Origin of the sequence: Exiguobacterium sp. MH3 (assembly GCF_000496635.1) — a bacterium.
Taxonomy (GTDB): Bacteria; Bacillota; Bacilli; order Exiguobacteriales; family Exiguobacteriaceae; genus Exiguobacterium_A; species Exiguobacterium_A indicum.
This window is the reverse complement of record NC_022794.1, coordinates 2,038,850-2,059,047: the sequence shown is the minus strand read 5'-3', so window position 1 is coordinate 2,059,047 and position 20,198 is coordinate 2,038,850. Positions and strand designations below refer to the sequence as shown.

General features: G+C 46.9%; 21 protein-coding genes. 17 read left to right on the top strand and 4 right to left on the bottom strand.

The window, feature by feature from the left end; genetic code table 11:
- Window positions 1-53: 53 nt before the first annotated feature.
- The 3 genes from U719_RS10965 to U719_RS10955 all read left to right on the top strand — a co-directional run bounded on the left by U719_RS10965 (window position 54) and on the right by U719_RS10955 (window position 6,183).
- Window positions 54-1,325 carry an FtsW/RodA/SpoVE family cell cycle protein gene (locus U719_RS10965; RefSeq protein ID WP_023468834.1) on the top strand — a complete coding sequence of 424 codons (1,272 nt, stop codon included), beginning with the start codon at window positions 54-56 and terminating at the stop codon, window positions 1,323-1,325.
- Window positions 1,318-4,752 carry a pyruvate carboxylase gene (locus U719_RS10960; protein ID WP_023468833.1) on the top strand — a complete coding sequence of 1,145 codons (3,435 nt, stop codon included), beginning with the start codon at window positions 1,318-1,320 and terminating at the stop codon, window positions 4,750-4,752. The genes U719_RS10965 and U719_RS10960 overlap by 8 nt, the downstream gene beginning before the upstream one ends.
- Before the next feature lie 75 nt (window positions 4,753-4,827).
- On the top strand, window positions 4,828-6,183 hold the full coding sequence (locus tag U719_RS10955; protein ID WP_023468832.1) for a deoxyribodipyrimidine photo-lyase: 1,356 nt from the start codon (window positions 4,828-4,830) through the stop codon (window positions 6,181-6,183).
- A 46-nt stretch (window positions 6,184-6,229) separates the two neighbouring features.
- On the opposite strand, the gene U719_RS10950 is transcribed toward U719_RS10955, so the two are convergent.
- On the bottom strand, window positions 6,230-7,105 hold the full coding sequence (locus U719_RS10950) for a heme A synthase (protein WP_035396889.1): 876 nt from the start codon (window positions 7,103-7,105) through the stop codon (window positions 6,230-6,232).
- Window positions 7,106-7,448: 343 nt separating this feature from the next.
- On the opposite strand from U719_RS10950, the gene cyoE reads away from it, so the two are divergent.
- From cyoE to U719_RS10905, 9 genes are all read left to right on the top strand, one after another.
- Entirely contained in the window at window positions 7,449-8,381 is a 933-nt protein-coding gene (cyoE, locus tag U719_RS10945) for a heme o synthase (protein ID WP_023468830.1), read from the top strand.
- Between the two features lie 64 nt (window positions 8,382-8,445).
- Window positions 8,446-9,477 (top strand): cytochrome c oxidase subunit II, encoded by a 1,032-nt coding sequence (gene coxB, locus U719_RS10940; protein WP_023468829.1) that lies wholly within the window; start codon window positions 8,446-8,448, stop codon window positions 9,475-9,477.
- A 35-nt stretch (window positions 9,478-9,512) separates the two neighbouring features.
- A complete protein-coding gene (ctaD, locus tag U719_RS10935; protein ID WP_029342162.1) occupies window positions 9,513-11,381 on the top strand; it encodes a cytochrome c oxidase subunit I in 1,869 nt (622 codons plus the stop codon).
- Between the two features lies 1 nt (window position 11,382).
- Window positions 11,383-12,012, top strand: a complete 630-nt coding sequence (locus U719_RS10930; protein ID WP_023468827.1) for a cytochrome c oxidase subunit 3 — start codon at window positions 11,383-11,385, stop codon at window positions 12,010-12,012.
- Between the two features lies 1 nt (window position 12,013).
- Window positions 12,014-12,343 carry a cytochrome C oxidase subunit IV family protein gene (locus U719_RS10925; protein ID WP_023468826.1) on the top strand — a complete coding sequence of 110 codons (330 nt, stop codon included), beginning with the start codon at window positions 12,014-12,016 and terminating at the stop codon, window positions 12,341-12,343.
- A gap of 131 nt (window positions 12,344-12,474) precedes the next feature.
- Window positions 12,475-13,380 (top strand): cytochrome c oxidase assembly factor CtaG, encoded by a 906-nt coding sequence (gene ctaG, locus U719_RS10920; RefSeq protein ID WP_023468825.1) that lies wholly within the window; start codon window positions 12,475-12,477, stop codon window positions 13,378-13,380.
- Window positions 13,381-13,398: 18 nt separating this feature from the next.
- Window positions 13,399-13,860: a DUF420 domain-containing protein gene (locus U719_RS10915; RefSeq protein WP_023468824.1), complete on the top strand. Its 462-nt coding sequence runs from the start codon at window positions 13,399-13,401 to the stop codon at window positions 13,858-13,860.
- 12 nt (window positions 13,861-13,872) lie between these two features.
- Window positions 13,873-14,478, top strand: coding sequence for an SCO family protein (locus U719_RS10910; protein ID WP_023468823.1), 606 nt, complete (start codon window positions 13,873-13,875; stop codon window positions 14,476-14,478).
- Between the two features lie 6 nt (window positions 14,479-14,484).
- On the top strand, window positions 14,485-14,742 hold the full coding sequence (locus U719_RS10905) for a hypothetical protein (RefSeq protein WP_023468822.1): 258 nt from the start codon (window positions 14,485-14,487) through the stop codon (window positions 14,740-14,742).
- A 147-nt stretch (window positions 14,743-14,889) separates the two neighbouring features.
- Here the strand turns inward: U719_RS10905 and U719_RS10900 are convergent, their stop codons facing one another.
- Both U719_RS10900 and U719_RS10895 read right to left on the bottom strand, forming a co-directional pair.
- Window positions 14,890-15,240 carry a YugN family protein gene (locus U719_RS10900; protein ID WP_023468821.1) on the bottom strand — a complete coding sequence of 117 codons (351 nt, stop codon included), beginning with the start codon at window positions 15,238-15,240 and terminating at the stop codon, window positions 14,890-14,892.
- Between the two features lie 110 nt (window positions 15,241-15,350).
- On the bottom strand, window positions 15,351-16,118 hold the full coding sequence (locus U719_RS10895; protein ID WP_231681737.1) for a RimK family alpha-L-glutamate ligase: 768 nt from the start codon (window positions 16,116-16,118) through the stop codon (window positions 15,351-15,353).
- Between the two features lie 74 nt (window positions 16,119-16,192).
- Here U719_RS10895 and U719_RS10890 point away from each other — a divergent pair, with 74 nt between their 5' ends.
- Genes U719_RS10890 through U719_RS10870 form a run of 5 tightly spaced genes read left to right on the top strand, consistent with a single transcriptional unit; the run spans window position 16,193 to window position 19,056 of the window.
- Window positions 16,193-16,660 (top strand): YlbF family regulator, encoded by a 468-nt coding sequence (locus tag U719_RS10890; RefSeq protein WP_217448912.1) that lies wholly within the window; start codon window positions 16,193-16,195, stop codon window positions 16,658-16,660.
- A 24-nt stretch (window positions 16,661-16,684) separates the two neighbouring features.
- Entirely contained in the window at window positions 16,685-16,942 is a 258-nt protein-coding gene (locus U719_RS10885) for a YlbG family protein (RefSeq protein WP_023468818.1), read from the top strand.
- 46 nt (window positions 16,943-16,988) lie between these two features.
- Window positions 16,989-17,570, top strand: a complete 582-nt coding sequence (gene rsmD, locus U719_RS10880; protein WP_074668417.1) for a 16S rRNA (guanine(966)-N(2))-methyltransferase RsmD — start codon at window positions 16,989-16,991, stop codon at window positions 17,568-17,570.
- Window positions 17,567-18,058, top strand: a complete 492-nt coding sequence (gene coaD, locus U719_RS10875; protein WP_023468816.1) for a pantetheine-phosphate adenylyltransferase — start codon at window positions 17,567-17,569, stop codon at window positions 18,056-18,058. The genes rsmD and coaD overlap by 4 nt, the downstream gene beginning before the upstream one ends.
- Window positions 18,058-19,056, top strand: a complete 999-nt coding sequence (locus U719_RS10870; protein WP_023468815.1) for a SepM family pheromone-processing serine protease — start codon at window positions 18,058-18,060, stop codon at window positions 19,054-19,056. The genes coaD and U719_RS10870 overlap by 1 nt, the downstream gene beginning before the upstream one ends.
- On the opposite strand, the gene U719_RS10865 is transcribed toward U719_RS10870, so the two are convergent.
- The gene (locus U719_RS10865) at window positions 19,029-20,180 is read right to left on the bottom strand and encodes a nucleotidyltransferase family protein (RefSeq protein ID WP_023468814.1); all 1,152 of its coding nucleotides are present in this window, start codon (window positions 20,178-20,180) and stop codon (window positions 19,029-19,031) included. The two genes, U719_RS10870 and U719_RS10865, sit on opposite strands and share 28 nt — an antisense overlap.
- Between the last annotated feature and the right edge of the window lie 18 nt (window positions 20,181-20,198).

Here is a 20,198-nt window from a genome sequence, read left to right as displayed (position 1 = left end):
AAATGCGGCGTTTGGGTATTTTTTTTTAGAAAATGAAAAAAGGACGTGTACATATGTTAGCGAAGTTTAAAGAAAAACGAGCATTTTTTGACTATGGTCTCTTCTTTACGATGCTCATCCTCATGGCGATCAGTACGGTCATGGTCTATAGTGCGAGCGTGTGGAACGGTGGGGATTATGCGAATACGTCCTTCTTTGAGAAGCAGTTGATGTTTGATGCGATGGCGATCGCCTTGTTCCTTTTCGTTTCGCAAGTAAATCATGAGGTGTTCCGTGGACCGGTTATTCGCTTACTCTTGTACGCGATTACATGGTTGATGTTGATGGCAACGTTGTTTTCGGCTCCACTCAATGGTGCTCGTGCATGGCTGAACTTCGGTATCTTCTTGATTCAACCGATCGAGCTCTGTAAATTCGTCCTCGTCGTCGGACTTGCGAGTTATTTTGATCAAAAGCACAAAGGGAAGATGGACGGCGTGATTGGGATCGTCCACCACTTCATCCATCGTCAAATCAAAGCGACGTCTCCAGGCCGAAGAATTTTACTTAGTTTCTCGGACTGGATTTTGATTCCGATGGTTGTGTTACTGGCACCATACGCAATCATCATTCGCATGCAACCGGATGACGGCGGATTGTTCATTCTGTTGCTCATCACGGCGATGATTTTATTCGCAGTTGGATTACCGAGTGGTTACATCATGTTATGTGTCATCACCGTACCAATCATCTTCATGTATGCCTGGAACAACTTTTCGGATAATCAGATGCAACGGATTCAGGCAAGTTTGAATCCCTTCCTTGACGCAGAAGGTAAGGGATATCAGCTCATCAACTCCGTCATATCGATTGCACACGGGGGATTATTCGGAGTAGGTCTCGGGAATAGCTTTCAGAAGTATGGTTATTTGCCTGAACCTGAAACTGACTACATCATGTCGATCATCTCGGAGGAACTTGGATTCGTCGGTGTCCTCGTCGTGCTTGGTCTACTGTTCTACTTGATGATTCAAGGGGCGATTATCGCTAACCGGTGTGTTTCTATTTATTCGAGTATGCTTGCGCTTGGGATTTCAGGTATTATCTTCATTCAGACATGTATCAATATCGCGGCGATGTCTGGTCTCTTTCCAGGAACCGGCGTCACCTTGCCATTCATCAGTTACGGTGGGTCATCGTTACTCGTCATGAGTACGATGCTTGGTGTAATGGCGAACATTTCCATGCAAAACAAATATCGAGTGGCTTATCAGAAAGAAGTGCGGATTGCACGTTCGATGAGTGCCACAAGCTCATTAACTAAAGGGGGAGCATCAGTTGACTAAAATCCAGAAGATTCTCGTAGCAAACCGTGGGGAGATTGCGATTCGCGTTTTCCGTGCAGCGACAGAACTCGGTATTCGTACCGTTGCCATTTATTCGCGAGAGGACATGGGTTCTCTTCATCGCTATAAAGCCGATGAAGCGTACCGGATCGGAGAAGGGAAAAAACCGATCGAAGCCTATCTCGATATTGAAGATATCATCGCAACAGCGAAAAAAGCCGAATGTGATGCAATCCATCCTGGTTATGGATTCCTCTCTGAGAATATTGAGCTAGCCAAACGTTGTCGTGAAGAAGGAATCATCTTCATCGGACCGCAAGAAGAGCATCTGTATAAGTTCGGGGATAAAGTACGGGCACGAACGACAGCGATTGAGGCCGGTCTTCCTGTCATTCCAGGAACGGATGGTCCGATCTCATCCATTGATGAAGCATATGCGTTCGCAAAAGAAGCAGGCTATCCACTCATGGTCAAAGCATCGCTTGGCGGTGGTGGACGCGGTATGCGTGTCGTCCGGACAGAAGAAGAGCTCCCAGACATGATCGAACGTGCGAAATCTGAAGCCTTAAAAGCGTTTGGTTCGGATGAGATTTACGTCGAAAAATTAATTGAACGACCAAAACATATCGAAGTTCAAATCATCGGTGACGCCCATGGGAACATCATTCATTTGTTTGAACGTGATTGTTCCGTACAGCGTCGTCACCAAAAAGTCGTCGAAGTGGCGCCGTGTGTGACGCTATCAGACGAAGGTCGACAAAAGATTTGTGACGCAGCCGTCACGTTGATGAAACATGTCGGATACGAAAATGCGGGTACGGTCGAATTTCTCGTGACACAAGATGAATCGTTCTACTTCATCGAGGTCAACCCACGTGTCCAAGTCGAGCACACGATTACGGAGATGATCACAGGCGTTGATATCGTCCAGACACAAATCCGTGTTGCTGAAGGCGAATCGTTACATAGCGACCTCGTTGGTATTCCGCAACAAGAAGACATTAAGATGCTTGGTTTTGCGATCCAAAGCCGAATCACGTCAGAAGATCCGGAAAACGGCTTCTTGCCGGATACAGGGAAAATTAAAGCCTATCGTTCACCAGGTGGTTTTGGTGTACGTCTCGATGGTGGAAATGCTTATGTTGGAGCGGAAATCTCACCATATTATGACTCGTTGCTTGTTAAAATCTCGACGCATGGTTTGACATACGACCAAGCCGTCGCGAAGATGCGTCGAAATTTAAGTGAATTCCGAATCCGTGGAATCAAGACAAATATTCCATTCTTGAGCAACGTCTTGAAGCACCATGCGTTCGTCAGCGGGGATTACAACACATCATTCATTGATGATACACAAGAATTATTCATTTTCCCGAAACGTCAAGACCGTGGAACGAAACTTTTGACGTACATCGGAGAGGTTTCCGTCAATGGATTCCCGGGAATCGGAAAATTGGACAAGCCGCTTGCACGCGACGTCCGGATTCCGAAAAATCTCCCGACAGACTATATACCAGGTGCAAAAGCGATTCTCGATGCGGAAGGTCCAGAAGCCGTCGCAAAATGGTTGGCAGCTCAGGAGAACGTTTTGTTGACAGATACGACATTCCGTGATGCCCATCAGTCGCTCCTTGCGACGCGGATGCGGACGAAGGATCTCGTTGCAATCGCCGAAGCGGAAGCGAAACTGCTACCTGAACTGTTCTCTGTCGAAGCATGGGGAGGCGCGACATTTGATGTCGCCTACCGATTCTTATCGGAGGATCCATGGGTTCGTCTGATGAAATTACGTGAAAAGATGCCGAACGTCCTCATTCAAATGTTGCTTCGTGGTGCGAACGGCGTTGGTTACAAAAACTATCCGGACAATGTCATTCACACGTTCGTTAAGGAAGCGGCGCAGGCAGGAGTCGACGTTTTCCGAATCTTCGATAGCTTGAACAACCCGGAGTCAATCCAACTTGCGATCGATGCGGTCTTGCCGACAGGTAAAATCGCGGAAGCAGCTGTCTGTTACACAGGGGATCTATTCGATGCGAATCGACCGAAATATCACCTGCCGTATTACGTCAATCTGGCGAAACAACTGGAAGAAAGCGGCGCTCATATCATTGCCATCAAGGATATGGCGGGTCTCTTGAAACCGGAAGCAGCCTATGCGCTCGTATCAGCACTTAAAGATGCGGTATCGCTACCGATCCATCTCCACACACACGATGCGAGTGGGAACGGGATTTATACGTATGCGCGTGCGATCGATGCAGGTGTCGACGTCGTAGACGTCGCCGCATCAAGCATGTCGGGACTGACGAGTCAGCCAGCGGGTGGTAGCTTGATTCATGCCTTAAGTGGTCATCCACGTCAACCGCTCGTATCAGCACAGAAGTTTGAACAGATTTCGGATTATTGGCAGGACGTGCGTCATCTGTATCAAGCATTCGAACTCGATATGATCGCACCGAATCCAACGGTCTACGACCATGAGATGCCGGGTGGACAGTATTCGAACTTACAGCAACAAGCAAAAGCGGTTGGACTTGCGGATCGTTGGTCTGAAGTCAAAGAGATGTATGCGCGTGTCAATATGCTGTTTGGCGATATCGTCAAAGTCACACCATCGTCAAAAGTCGTTGGAGACATGGCACTCTTCATGGTTCAACATCATCTGACGGAAGAGGATGTCTTGCACCGTGCAAGTGGACTTGATTTCCCGGATTCAGTCGTCGAACTGATGAAAGGGGAGCTCGGAACACCACCGGATGGTTTCCCGCAAGACGTTCAACAGGCTATTCTCAAGGGAGCTGCTCCGCTGACAGAACGTCCAGGTAAGATGATGGAACCACTCAATTTTGATGCGATCAAACATGAGTTGTTCGAAAAACTTGAACGTCCCGTTACAGAATTTGATGCACTCGCTTACGCGCTCTATCCAAAAGTCTTCATGGACTACAGTTCGTATGTCGCGCGATATGGCGATATCTCTGTTCTTGATACGAATACGTTCTTCCATGGAATGCGTCTAGGGGAGACGATCGAGGTTGAAATCGAACGAGGCAAGACACTCTACCTTAAGTTGATTCAAATCGGTCAGCCAGACGATCATGGTATGCGGACGATCTATTATGAGATGAACGGTGTTCCTCGTGAAGTCGAAGTCAAAGACATCAGTATTAAGGAAAGTTCATCAAGTCGTCCAAAAGCAGATCGAAGCAATGCGAAACAAATCGGTGCATCAATGCCGGGGAGCGTGCTGAAGGTGCTCGTCGAGACGGGTACACGTGTCCGTAAAGGAGAGCAACTCCTCGTCACGGAAGCGATGAAGATGGAAACGACGATCCAAGCACCGGAAGACGGTGAAATCAAAGCCGTCCACGTCAAGGAAGGCGAAGCCATCGCGAGTCAAGACTTACTGATTGAATTCGTATAAGGTCACAAGGAAAAACAGGCGCACGCTCGGCGGGCTGCCTGTTTTTCATTCAATACGTAGTGGGAGAGGATACGATTGAACATTATTTGTTGGGTACGAAGTGATTTTCGATTACAAGATAACCACATGTTGGCACGTGCTGTTGAATTACTAAATGAAAATCCGAAGGCGGCGGTCGAGTTCGTCTTTTGGCTCAATCCGGATTACATCGGAGAATATGAAGCACGGCAACAATATTTCTTCCAAGCGCTCGAGATGTTTTCTGATGCCTGCAAAGAGAAAGAGATGCCAATCCGTTTCATCGAAGGCGATGAACAGGCTTTCTTAGACGCAACTGGTGATGCGGACGTTTTGTTATTTAATGCGGAATATGTCGAACCATTTAAGACGCGAGATGAAAAAATCATTAAAAAGCGTAAAGATCGTCAGACGGAGCGACTACTAGACCGGCATCTTCTTCATCCACATGACATTAAAAAGCAAGATGGAAAGTTCTATAAAGTATTCACGCCATATAAGAATGCATTCATGAAAAAAGACATTCCTGCACCATACGAAGTCAAATGGCAAACGCTGCGGGATCATTATCAAAAGCGTCAGCACGATAATAGTTTCATCAACGCTTATTTTAAAAAGGCAGAGTCGGAAGCTGTCTTCTATCCAGGTGAAAAGCAGGCGAAACAACGCTTGAAGAAATTCATCGAACAATCGCTTGAAGATTACGAAGAGAACCGTGATTTTCCTGCTGTCGACGGTACGAGTTTACTTTCTCGCTATTTACGGACTGGAGAAATCAGCATTCGGACCGTCTATGCGGCTGTTCAGGAGGCAAAAGAATCAAAAGGGAAACAGACCTTCATCACCGAACTCATCTGGCGTGAATTCTATTACATGATTTTAATGCATTTCCCGGAATCAAAACGACAAGCCGTCAATACGCAATATCGGGAAATCGAATGGGAGAAAGATGAAGAGGGCTTCAAGGCGTGGTGTGAAGGCAAGACGGGCTATCCGATCGTTGATGCAGCGATGCGGCAATTGAATCAAACAGGGTGGATGCATAATCGTCTACGGATGATCGTCGCTTCTTTCCTGACAAAAGACTTGTTGGTCGATTGGCAGAAAGGCGAACGATATTTCCAGCAGAAACTCGTTGATTACGAAGCGGCATCAAACATCGGGGGTTGGCAATGGGCAGCATCAGTCGGAACGGATGCCGTCCCGTACTTCCGCGTCTTCAATCCGACGACTCAATCGAAGAAGTTCGATAAGGATGGAGCGTTCATTCGAAAGTATGTCACGGAAATCAAGGATTTATCAAAGCAGTATATTCATGAACCGACTGCTGAGCAACGCAAGGATTATGGCTATCCAGAACCAATCGTCGCACATGACGAAGCGCGAAAGCGTGCGATTGCTCGATTCAAATAATGAAAAAAGGATGTCCCTCAAGTGAGGAACATCCTTTTTTATGACCTTATTGAAGACGACTATTTGCCTTACGCGTTCGGAATGCATGGTACGTCAAGTAAGATAAGACCCCGAAGTAACATGTGATCAAGAAGGCGTGGAGTAACGGCACATACGTTGCATGTCCACCAAGAACGATCCAAGCCCCAGTGGCGACTTGGCACGAGATGAAGAACGTCGCGAACGCCATACCAATCGTTGTCGTCCGATGCTTTAAGCGAATCGCAACGACATGGACGAATAAGGTGAACAGGAACAGTAATCCTGCCATGATTCGGTGAATCATCTGCACCCACGCTTCGAACGTCATGGAAGGTTGAGAACAGACAGGCCAACCAACGCAAGCATATGTAGCCCCGACGTGGCGTACGTAAGCACCCGTATAAACGACGATCAGCGTATAGATGAGTAGACCGTACAAGAGCTTCCGTAAGAATGCTGGGACAGATTCCCTGAATTCCTGACCCGGACGCTCCATGATCAACAGTGTCAAAATCAATAGCGAAGCAAAGGAAATCAAAGAGATTCCGAAATGTAACGCCATGACGAGGTCTGATTGTTGCCAAACGACTGCTCCAGCACCGACGATCGATTGAATCAACATGAAGATGAAAGCAAGAAACGCAAAGATCTTCGTATCTAATCGATCCTTGAAGGCAACGAGCGTCCAGAGACATAAGGCAATGATTAAGAGTCCAACGACTCCAGTCACAGCGCGGTGACTATATTCAATCATCGTTTCAACACTTGGGTTCGTCGGAATGAGTTCCCCGTGACAGAGTGGCCAATCCGTTCCGCAACCATCTCCCGAATCCGTTTTTGTGACTGTCCCACCCATCAGTAAGACGATCATCATCGTAAACGTGACGAAGGCTGAAAACATCGAAAGTTTTCGATTCAAGATTTGGACACCACCTTTCTAAAAAAATACGAAATACATGGATTTCCATAGGTCTAGTATCGCATAAAAAGTACTGAAAGGGTTGCAATCTTTTAGAACAACGCTATTCTAGTATTAGGTAAATATGGTGAACTGTGATGAAAATCACATAGATTTCACATTTTGTTCATTATGTCGAAAGTATTTTCATACGTCACGGTCCTCGATATGTGGTATCTTTTATAGAGAAAAGGGCGTTTCGTGGCATGTCTGTGTTATTTCTGTGAAGAAATTACGTGAAGCTTAGGTGCTAAACGGAAGCAGACGGTGAAAAGGAGGGAACAGCATGGCGAAAGTTACTGGAGAGGCACTGGATATGGCGATCGAGCAAGCAGATCAGCCGACATTCAAGGACTATATTACCCTAGCAAAAATGGGGATTGTTCGTGCCAATCTGATTACGGTCTTCGCGGGGTATGTCGTAGCAGCATCGTACATAACGGATGATGTCCTGTTGTACTTGTGGCAAACCAAGTGGATGTTACTGTGGACGCTTCTCGGGAGTGGATTGGTCATTGCCGGAAGTTGCTACCTCAATAACTACATTGACCGGGACATCGATTACAAGATGGAACGGACGATGGGAAGACCAAGCGTTACTGGGAAGATGGATGGACAGCGGATACTCGCACTAGGACTCGGTATTCTTGCGACCGGTACGGTATTGTTGTTGATCGTCAACCATGTGGCGGCAGTGTTCGGATTGATCGGATCATTCGTTTACGTCGTGATTTATACGATGTGGTTAAAGCGGACGCACACGATCAATACAGTCGTAGGTGGTATATCAGGAGCTGTGCCACCAATCATTGGATTTGCGGCAGTCACTCCGACGCTTCACATTGATGCGTGGATTTTATTCCTCATCATGTTCGTGTGGCAACCACCACATTTCCTTGCACTCGCGATGCGACGGACAGAGGAGTATCGGGCAGCAGGTATCCCGATGTTACCTGTCGTAAACGGATTCGCGATCACGAAACGACAAATTGTATGGTGGATTGCAGTACTCATTCCATCATCACTCCTCTTAGCACACTATGGCATCATCTACATGATCGTCATGGCATTGCTCGGTGGATATTGGCTCTATATGGGACTGAAAGGTCTGAAGATCCAAGATGAACAAGCCGAAATCAAATGGGCGTCGAAGATGTTCTTCTTCTCACTGTTTTATTTCACGGCTTGGATCGTGACGGTCGTACTCGTTTCTCTCTAAAACGATTTGACATAATTCACGTACACCATTACGAAAGACAAAATTGGGGACAAAGAAAGTGGGGATGGTTGTGAAAAAATCAGTAAAAATGCTCTTCCGGCTTCTTCCAATCGGCTTGATGGCACTCATGTTATCAGGTTGTGGAATTCCGGAATTGTCTGCGCTACAGCCTCGCGGAGAAGGCGCTGAGATGCAACTTGAGATCATCAAGCTTAGCTTGTGGGTCATGTTGTTCGTCCTTGCGATCGTAGCCGTCATTTATATTTACGTACTTATGAAATTCCGTCGTAAATCAGGTGATAACACGGTTCCGAAGCAAGTCGAAGGGAACCATACGCTTGAAATCATCTGGACAGTCATTCCGATTCTTCTTTTGATCGTTCTTGCAATTCCGACGATCAAAACAACGGTTGAACTCGCAGATGCAAAAGAAGCGAAGAAAAACGAACAAATCAACGTTACAGCAAACCTCTACTGGTGGGAGTTCGAATACCCAGACAAAGGTGTTTCGACAGGACAAGAACTTGTCATCCCAGTCGGTAAACGTGTTGCTGTTAACTTGACGTCTAAAGACGTCATTCACTCATTCTGGGTACCAGCTCTTTCTGGTAAAACAGATACGAACCCAGGTCTTGAGAACGAAATGTGGTTACAAGCAAAAGAAGCAGGCACTTACTACGGTAAATGTGCCGAGTTGTGTGGTCCTTCTCACGCATTGATGGACTTCAAAGTCGTTGCACTTGAACAAGAGGACTACGACAACTGGTTGAAAGATATGAAAGCTGCGAAAGAAGCAGAGACGAAGCAGCTTGATAAAAAGAATGAAAAGAACTGGACGACTGGCGAGAAAGTCTATGCCCAGAACTGTCTCAGCTGTCATGGTGGCGGGAAAGTCGCACCTAGCTTGACGAACTTCGGTGATCGTCAACGTATCGCGGGTTACCTCGACCATGATAAAGAAAACCTCGAAAAATGGATTCGCGATCCTCAAAAAGAGAAACAAGGTACAAAAATGCCTGGATTCTCTGAAGATCAGATCAGCGATGAAGAATTGAGCGAATTGGCAGATTATCTATTGGACAAAAAGCTCCAATAATTTTTTAAGGGGGAATCATAGTGGGGACACATACTATGGGTATGCCGCAGAAAAAAAGCGGCATCATGGACTGGCTAACGACAGTCGACCATAAGAAAATCGGGATTCTCTACATCATGTCTGGATTGTTCTTCCTTCTAGTCGGTGGCGTAGAAGCCCTAATGATTCGTTTTCAATTGATTAAACCGATGAACGATTTCGTCAGCGGTGAACTCTTTAACCAATTGATCACGATGCACGGTACGACGATGATCTTCTTGGCAGCGATGCCGATGTTGATCGGATACATGAACGCAGCAGTACCGCTTCAAATCGGGGCACGTGACGTTGCGTTCCCATTCTTGAATGCACTTGGTTTCTGGTTGTTCTTCTTCGGTGGAGTCTTGTTGAACCTTTCTTGGTTCTTCGGCGCTGCACCGAACGCAGGGTGGACTGCATACGCACCACTCTCGACGGTACCTGAGTCTCTCGGTGTAGACTTCTACGCGTTGGGTCTTCAGATTTCTGGTTTCGGTACACTTATGGGGGGGATTAACTTCCTCGTTACGATTTTGAACATGCGTGCACCAGGTATGAAACTGATGCGGATGCCGCTCTTCACATGGACAGCATTCGTTGCTTCTGCCTTGATCGTTTTCGCATTCCCACCACTTACGGTTGGATTGTTCCTCTTGACGTTCGAGCGACTCTTCGGAGCGCATTTCTTCGACCCGGCAGCGGGCGGGAACATCGTCATCTGGGAACACCTCTTCTGGATCTTCGGTCACCCGGAAGTTTATATCTTGATCTTACCGGCATTCGGTATTTTCTCTGAAATCATTCCTACATTTGCTCGTAAGCGTCTCTTCGGTTACACGACGATGGTCTTTGCGACGATGTTGATCGGTTTCCTCGGATTCATGGTATGGGTCCACCACATGTTCACAGTTGGTCTCGGTCCGGTCGCAAACGCGATCTTCGCCGTAGCAACGATGGCGATTGCTGTACCGACAGGGGTCAAGATCTTCAACTGGCTCTTTACGTTATGGGGCGGTAAGTTGACGTTCCCAGTCGCAATGCTTTACTCGGTCGCGTTCATTCCATCATTCCTTGTTGGTGGTATGACAGGGGTCATGCTTTCTGTTGCACCTGCCGATTACCAGTACCATGACAGTTACTTCGTAGTAGCTCACTTCCACTACGTTATCGTTGGTGGGGTTGTCTTTGGTCTCTTCGCAGGTCTTTACTACTGGTTCCCACTTATGTTCGGGAAACAGCTCAACGAATTCTGGGGAAAAATTCAATTCTGGTTGTTCTTCATCGGCTTCCACTTGACGTTCTTCCCGCAACATATTCTTGGTCTTACAGGTATGCCACGTCGTGTCTTCACGTACTTGCCAAACCAAGGCTGGGAAACAATGAACTTACTTTCATCAATCGGTGCAGCCTTCATGGGTGTGTCGACGATCGTTCTCGTCATTTCGATTGCAGCAGCATTGATGTCAAAAGAATATGTAAAACGCGACGTCTGGGGAGATGGACGTACACTTGAGTGGACACTTCCAGTTCCAACTCCAGAGTATAACTTCGCTCAAATCCCACTCGTCAAAGGTTTGGATACGTATTGGCTCGAAAAAATGGCAGGAAACAAAACAGTTTCTGTATCGGAAGAAGTCGGCGATATCCACATGCCGAATAACACGATCTTGCCATTCGTCATGTCAGTCGGTCTATTCCTTGCAGGTCTCGGATTTATTCTTCGCCTAGACTATGGAACTGTTGGTCTCGTCGTTGCCTTGATTGGTCTTGCGATGACATTGATCGCGATGTTCTTCCGTTCTTGGATTGACGATGAAGGATACTACATCCCGAAATCAGTCGTCGAAGAAGATCTACGCCTTGAAGCAGAAAAGGAGGCGAAGTAAGATGGGTCATCATTCAGTACCGAATAACCCGATCACCGGTATTCCGGATCATGTTGAAAAAGCAACACTTGAGGGTAAGAATAAATATGTAGCCTTCTGGTTCTTCCTTGGAGGAGAGACGACTTTGTTCGCCTCTCTCTTCGGGACATACATCGGTCTCCATAACTCCGGTGCAAAAGAAGGATTACGCAGTTATGACATCTTTGAAATGGGTCTCGTCTTCATCATGACGATGCTTCTCTTGACGAGTTCATTAACAAGCGTTCTTGCAATGATGGCAATGAAACGTAATGATGTGAAAAAGATGAAGCTTTGGCTCATCATCACATTGCTTCTCGGTCTTGGATTCTTAAGTGGTGAGATTTATGAGTTTAATCACTACTACCACATCGGTCATACGTTCACGTCGAGTGCATTTGGTTCTGCCTTCTACACTCTCGTCGGATTCCACGGTGCGCACGTCTTGTTCGGTCTTCTCTGGATCTCGACATTGCTCATCCGGAACTGGAACCGTGGCATCACGGTCGTGAATGCGCCGAAGTACTATGTTTCAAGTCTTTACTGGCACTTCATTGACGTCGTCTGGGTCTTTATCTTCTCAGTCGTCTACCTCATGGGGATGGTGAAATAAGATGGAAAAACACGAACCGCAACTTACGCGCAATCAAATCGAGCTTGAGATGAAAGCAGAACGTGGTCGTGAGACACAACTGCAACTCATCAGTTTCGCACTCATGATTTTCTTGACGCTCATCGCTTTCGGTGCTGTCATGGCTGATCTCATGCCGCACTGGGCAGCTGGTGGTTTCTTGATCATCATGGCAATCGTTCAGGTTTACCTGCAGCTTTACATGTTCATGCATATGAACAACAAAGGCAACACATGGATCAAAGTCATGATGGGTCTCGGTGTATTCGTCGCCTTGACGATCGTTGCGACGCTTCGTCTGTTGATCTGGTAAGAAATGTGACCATTCTGCTAACGTTTAGCAGGATGGTCTTTTATTTTGGAATCGTTTTATGAGAAACCTTTACAATGAAATAGGGGAACGGTAATCTTAGTTTGTAAGAGAAAGGAACGGGGTGAAAAAATATGTTAGGCAATTTAAGGGGAGCACTTTCGCAATTCGAATGGACTGTCTTATGGAGTCCGTATTATGCGTTGATACTCGTTGGATTGTATATCCTATATGCTGTCGTGACAGAAAAGTTGCGTCGTCCGGATGAGCCGGAAACAACGCTTGGGCAAAAGTTTTCGATGCTCGCGGCATTGATCGTTTTTTACATCGGTTTTGGAAGTCCGTTAGACCTGCTAGCACATATCACGTTCTCAGCACACATGCTGCAGATGGTATTCGTCTATATGGTCGCACCGCCGCTCTTGTTGATTGCGATACCAGAGTGGCTTTATAAGCGCTTGTTCGATACACCGTATCTTGGTAGGATTCTTCGCTTCTTCATCAAGCCGCTGATTGCACTTGTCGTCTTTAATGCCTTGTTTACGTTCTATCACATGCCATTTATTTTTGATTATGTCTTGACGAACTATACCGTTCACCGTCTGTTCCACGGAACATTGATTTTCTTGAGTATGACGATGTGGTATCCGATCATTGCACCGGTCAATGAGGCGGACAGCCTTTCTGACCTGAAGAAGATGGTCTACATCGTAGCGAATGGTGTGTTGTTGACACCAGCCTGTGCCTTCATGATCTTCAGTCAAAGTTTTCAGTATCAAGCGTATCAGGATCCGGCGACATTCGCGAAAGTACTCGCTTACTGTATGCCGAACAATGATTTAAGCGGATTGAACCTGGAACGATTGCTCGGAACGACAGATGACTTATTAGAGGACCAACGCTTTGGTGGTGTTCTCATGAAGCTCGGTCAAGAACTCGTGTATGGTCTATTCTTCGGACTGACCTTCTTTACATGGGTGCGCCGTTCAAAAAGTACTGCCGTGGATGAAGGCATGTCCTTCACACCAAAAGCGGATTAAATTGGAGGAAGTTGGAACATGAGTTATTTGCCGTTGATTTGTGTGTCGCTGATTGTCATCAGTGCGATTTTCGTAGCGATTGGCTGGTTTTTGATCGCCCAAACGCGTCGTAACATGAAAGCTCACCAAACCGTGATGACGATTGCAGCTGCACTCGCTTTATTGTTCTTCATCATGTATGCCTTGCGGACGATTTTGCTTGGTAACACAGCCTTTGGCGGTCCTGAATCCGTCAAAGCCTACTACACAGGATTCTTGATCTTCCACATTCTTCTTGCGACATCTGGTGGGGTGCTCGGTTTGATGGCACTCTATCACGCGTATAAGAAGAACTTTGCACGTCACCGTAAAATCGGACCGGTTGCCTCAATCGTTTGGTTTTTGACAGCCATTACCGGTGTGATCGTGTATTGCTTACTATATGTCGTCTACGATCCGGGTGAGACGACGAACGTATTCCGGGCGATCTGGAGTCATTAAGGGGGAGCCAACTTGAAAAAGAATAGTTACTTGACGGTCGCTGCCGTCGTCCTTATCTTAGTTGCGGCAGCCGGGGGATATTATTATTTCTTCATGAAAGAAAAGTTACCTGTCATCGCTGAACCGACACCATTTGAATTAACGAATGCCGTAGACGGAAAATCATTCAATTCGGAAGACGGAAAAGTCAAAGTGTTGACGTTCTTCTACTCGAACTGTCCTGATATTTGTCCGTTGACGTTAAATGATTACCGTAAGCTTGAGAAGAAGCTTCGGAGCGAAGAATTGTACGGAAGTGACGTCGAACTCGTCGCAGTGACGGTTGATCCAAAAGTGGATACACCGAAAGTCTTGAAAAAGTATGCTTCGAACTTTGAAGCAGATGCCAAAGGGTGGAGAGTATTGACGGGAGATCCAGTCGTCATCGATCGTTTGACACGTCAGTTGAATTTCTATTACTCGAAGGCTGAGAGCGGCTTAGTGACACACGGAACACAAATGTTCATTTTGGACCGTGAGAATAAAGTACGGGCGATTTCGTCTATGGCGAAGACACCGGATGAACCGGTCGACTTAGAAGAGGTCATGTCTTCGGTCACACAATTAGCAAAGGAGTGAAGGTAGATGACTTATGAAGAGTACATGCAAGGAGATGTTACCGTCTCTATTCAAGCCATCGAGGAATTACTTGCTTGTGCGATCGAGGATTATGGAATCCATCACTCCCGGATCAAACGGATGGACCGGGAAGAGATTGCATTTAGCGTAAAGGTCAATGCACCGGCAACGTCACTTCACGCACTTTATCTTCATGTACGCGAGCAGCTTGGGATTCAGCTCGGAGACGATGTCGTATCTTATGTACAATTCGTCGCGCGTTAAAAGCGATTTCGCGTGTATTATAAGAATAACAATCAGGTGGACAGAACAGCTAATGATTTCGTGGATGATGCGAGGTCGTTAGCTTTTTTGTTTGGCATGAAAAACAAAAAAATAGAGGCTCCTCATTGGAACCTCTACGTGTGGATCTTATTTTTCGAGTGTTTCGAGCAATGCTGCTAAACGACGTTCGCAGTCTTTGACGATTTCCGGAGGGAACGTCTCATCATACTCGACACCGTGTGGATAGTAGTGTTTACCGAGAAGTGGTGTCATCATACGAACGACAGCATGGCGGTCTTCAATCTCGCCTTGGATCGCATAGACAGGAACACGCAGGTAGAATACTTCACCTGTTGATTGTTTTTCATATTTCATGTCGTACATCGCGCGTTCGTAATCCCACTGTCCTTCACGAACGAAGCGGTGATGTTCCATGATTGTTTCGAGAAGACCGAACTTCAGTTCCTTGCCTTCGATGCCATATTGTTCAAACTTCATGTTTGAATCCCCCTATACCCCAGTTTGCTAGTAGATACTAGTCTTTCCAAACTATCATACCATAATGAATGAAACGATGACGTAAAAGATGTGAAGTCATTTTGAAGAATTCATGAACTTCCATATTTTCGTTCGACATATTCAAGAATCGTATCCGGTGCGTGGATACCAAGGTGATTGAGACCTTCCCCACCGAAGAAGACATTGAACTCAAGAACGTACCACTGTCCGTCACGGATGATGAGATCAAAACCAGCGTGATCGATATCGAGCTGTTTCGCGAGAGCGAGCACGAAGTCGATCGCTCCTTGTGGCACATCATCAAAATCAAGGACACCACCTTGAGCGACGTTATTTAAGAACTGAGCACCACCGACGCGCCAGTACGCAGCAAGAACTTGATCGCCGACGACGACGACACGTAAGTCCTTCTCATTCGGAATGTACTCCTGAATGTAGAACGTCTCGTGTGTATCCGTGTATTTCTTCCAGTCTGTTTCATTTTTGATGAGATGGACACCTTGTCCCATGGAGCTACGGACTGTCTTCGCAACGAACGGAAACGAAAATTCACGTAAGACACGTTCGACGGTGAATTCATTTTTTCCATAGATGCCGGTTCGAGGGATGTTATCCGGAATGACGGTTTGAAAAATCCGCGTCATCTCGATCTTGTCATGACCTAAGTGGAACGTAGCAGCCGACGGGAAAATCGGTTTTTTCATTCCGTAGATGATTGAGTGGATTTGCCAGTATTCCGGGAACAGGACGACATCCGCCTGTTCGATTTTTTTCAAGGAATCAAAGTGATAATCTGATTTGGCATGTTCCGTCTTGATTCCAATCGTCCGGAACATATTAAAAGAGAGCAGTTGCATAAAGTTCATTCCTTCCTTCTGAACAAATTATACACAATTCAACAGGCTAGGAGGGAGAGAAATGTTATGATAAGATGGTAAAGTTAAGGAGGAGATTCGTTGTGATATATACCGATAAGACGATTGACCTCATCAACGCAGCGGAAGACCTCATTCGATCTCTCGCTCAAAGTGAAACGGGGCAAGCATATAGATGTGCGAAACAAGCACAGCAAGAGTCAACAGAGGCACAGGCTGTCATTCGCGATTTTCATCAAGTCAAGGAGGACTACGAACTCGTACAGCGATTCGGACGGTATCATCCTGACTATCAGACGATCACGAAAAGGGTCCATGAAGTCAAACGGCGACTTGATTTACAAGAGGAAGTCGCGCAGTTTAAAAAGGCGGAAAAACAACTCGAGACGTTACTCGGACAAATCAGTCTGAAGCTCGCTGGAGAAGTATCACCGCAAATTAAAGTACCGACGGGAAATCCTTTCTTCGATCAAGGATGCGCTGGAGGTTGTTCGACCGGTGGCAGCTGTAGCTGTAGCGGATAACGAAGGTGAAGGGGGTAGGCTGGCGTGATCAAGGAACGAGTGGGACTCATCGTCTATGTCAATGCGATGAAAGCATCCCGTCAATTACGCCGTTACGGGAACGTCTACTTTACGTCTAAACGTGAACGATACGTTCATCTGTATGTCGATTTAGATCAGCATGAACAGGTGATGGAAGTCATTTCGACTCTCCCGTTCGTCGAATCGATCAAACGTTCAGAACGACCGTTCATCACGGAGACGTTCGCGAACAAAAAAGGTAAAATGCCAGAAGAAGCATAATCCATGGAGCGATGAGGACATCCTCGTCGCTTCTTTGTTGAAAGGAATGAAGGAAATGCGAGTCATTTCAGGGGAACGGAAAGGTACACGATTAAAAGCAGTGCCAGGGGATCAAACACGACCGACGACGGATAAGGTAAAAGAATCCTTATTCAACGTCATCGGTCCTTATTTCAACGGAGGACGAGCACTGGATCTGTTTGCGGGGAGCGGTGGTCTTGGGATTGAATCTCTTTCAAGAGGATGCGATGAGGCGGTGTTCGTCGACCAACACCATAAAGCGATCCAAACGATCCAAGATAATTTACGAACGACGCGCTATACGGACCAAGCACGTGTTTTAAAAAAAGATGTAGCGATCGCTTTAACGGAACTCGCATCTGAAGAGCCGTTTAAGTTGATTTATCTAGACCCTCCCTATGCAAAAGAGCGATTGACGGAACATGTCACGTACATAGAGCAACACAATATGTTGACGGACAATGGTGTCATCGTCTGTGAACATGACTCAGCGGTTGAATTACCGGACCAGATCGGACGACTAGAAGTCGTGCGTCGACTTCGTTATTCCGCTGTCATTTCGATTACATTGTACGAATTCATGGAAGCGGAGGAAGACCACGAATGAAACGAATCGCCATTTGCCCAGGTAGCTTTGATCCGATCACGAACGGACATTTAGACATCATCGAGCGTGCCGTTCCGATTTTTGATGAGATCATCGTTGCCGTACTGAATAATTCTTCGAAGCAACCACTCTTTTCTGTCCAGGAACGGATGGAGTTAATTGCCGATGTGACATCGCACCTACCTCAAATCAAGGTGGATTCCTTTAATGGTCTACTGGTCGATTATGCGGCGGAAGTTGGAGCAACCGCGATCGTACGCGGTTTACGAGCAGTTTCGGATTTTGAATACGAAATGCAAGTCGCTTCTATCAACAAGAAGATGAACGATCAAATCGAGACACTATTCATGATGACGAATAATCAGTATTCCTTCTTGAGTTCTTCGATCGTCAAGGAAGCTGCCAAATATGGTGCTTCCGTTGCCGATCTCGTACCGCCTTCCGTCGAAGAGGCGCTACGTCAGAAATATGCGAAAGGAGAACTGTGATGAAAGCTTGGAAACCTGCCTTAGCAGCGATCATCGCTGCCTTGATCGTATTTTTCTTACCACTTCCTTATTTCATCTCCTATCCGGGTGACGCGACGTCGACGGAAGATTTGATTGAAGTATCTGGAGGCGACAAGGAACCGGGAGATTTGATGATGCTGACGATCGCACAACGTCGGGCAACGCCTTACTTTCTCATTGAAAGCTTATTTCTACCGTTCTCCGAAACATCGAGTGTAAGTGATTATCTGTACGACGGCGAGTCGGACGCGCAGTATGAAACGCGTCAGAAGCTGTATATGGAAGAAGCACAACATAACGCAACAATCGAAGCGTATGAATTAGCGGATCAAAAGGTCGATGTCGATTTCGAAGGGGTCTACGTCTCCGGCGTCATTCCCGGTGGTCCAGCCGAAGGGAAACTGAAGGCAGGGGATCGGATTACAAGTGTTGACGGAAAACCGATTACGTCATTTGAAGGTTTCATGAAGACGATTCAAGCAAAAAAAGCCAAAACAGCTGTTCCGATTCAGTTCACGCGTAAATCGGAAGACAAGAAGACGACGATTCGAGTGGATCAGTTATCTAAAGAGGTCAAGCGAGTCGGGCTCGGCATTTACGAACCGCTCCCGATCTCGAACGTGAAGACGGATCCTGAGATCGAGTTTCAGGTCGAAGACGTCGGGGGACCTTCTGCAGGAATGATGTTCACTCTTGAAATCTATGATCAATTGACGCCGGGAGATTTGGCGAAAGGGCATAAAATCGCCGGCACAGGAACCATTGAAGAAGGTGGCAAGGTGGGACCAATCGGTGGAGCGTGGCAAAAGGTGGTCGCTGCAGACGAGGCAGAAGCAGAAATCATGTTCGTACCAGCAGGAGAGAACTACAAAGAAGCAAAACCATCCATCAAAAAACTCGGAACGAACATGAAGCTCGTTCCGATCAAGACAGTCGAAGATGCGATTGATTATTTAGAAGAACTTCCAGCGAAATAAGGAAAGCGACGGTGTTCAAGCAACGCGTCGTAGCGAGCCAATGGCAGTGCATATGCAGCTGTCACTTGGCTTTCTTTCGTTAGCCAAGGATGACTCGTGAAGGTGCTGAATACGGCAGTCCGCGTTTTGATGGTTTTGAGTGCCTGTCGTCCTCGTTCTGAAAAGGCGAGGGGACGAACGAAATCAACATGGTCGTAATCGATCCGTGCGACCTCCTCTGCCGTCGTTGAGGTCAATAGATAGATCAAGGCACGCTGCAGGCTCGTCCGCGTATAACGGCGTGTTTTGACGTAATTCAGAAAGGTGTCGAACGTCGTTGCTTGTTTAGCCCCTTCGATGAGTCGTGGTGCTAACGAAGCGTCGATCCCAGCGATTCGCATCAACTCGGGTACTGGAGTCGTTAGTAGACGTTGTCGAATCCATGGATAATAATGCGAGAAGTTGGCGAAAGAGGCACTTGCTAAGACGTCTTCGGTCTGTTCAGGAAGTGCAAGCAGCTGACCGTGTGTCTGATGATGGGCGCGTATCGCGGTGGCGCTCATGATGTCCCCGGTGGATAAGTCGTGGTAGCCACTTCCAATCCGTTTCGTCGTGTGGAGCGATAGGGTATTTGCGGCGCGAGCGTAATAATAGCCAAGCGTATTGTTCGGTTGTGTCAAATCAAGCGTCTGTGAGACGCTCCTGAATGCTTGACTGGCGGCGTGAGCAGAAGAGAGGCCCGCTGATAATCCATCGTGTAACGCTTGCTTGTATGCAGGTGTCTCTTCGATCTGTTCCGCTGCCGCATGCAGAAAAGGTTCGATGTCTCCACACTCGCTTCCAAACGAAAGCGACTGACAGCCGATTGTCTCGGCAATCGTCACACCACCGAGTGCAAAGCGATCAGCACGCTGGACAGCAAAATAGAAGGGAAGTTCAAGAACGAGATCGATGGCACCGCTCGCGACGGCTGCCTGAGCACGTGTCCATTTATCCGTAAAGGCGGGCTCACCACGCTGCATGAACGTCCCGCTCATGATGGCGACGATGACGTCGGCATCCGTTTCCCGTCGTGCTGTTGTCGCTTGATAATAGTGTCCGTTATGAAACGGATTGTACTCTGAAATGATAGCTGTCATCCTCATGAAAACTTTCTCCTTTGC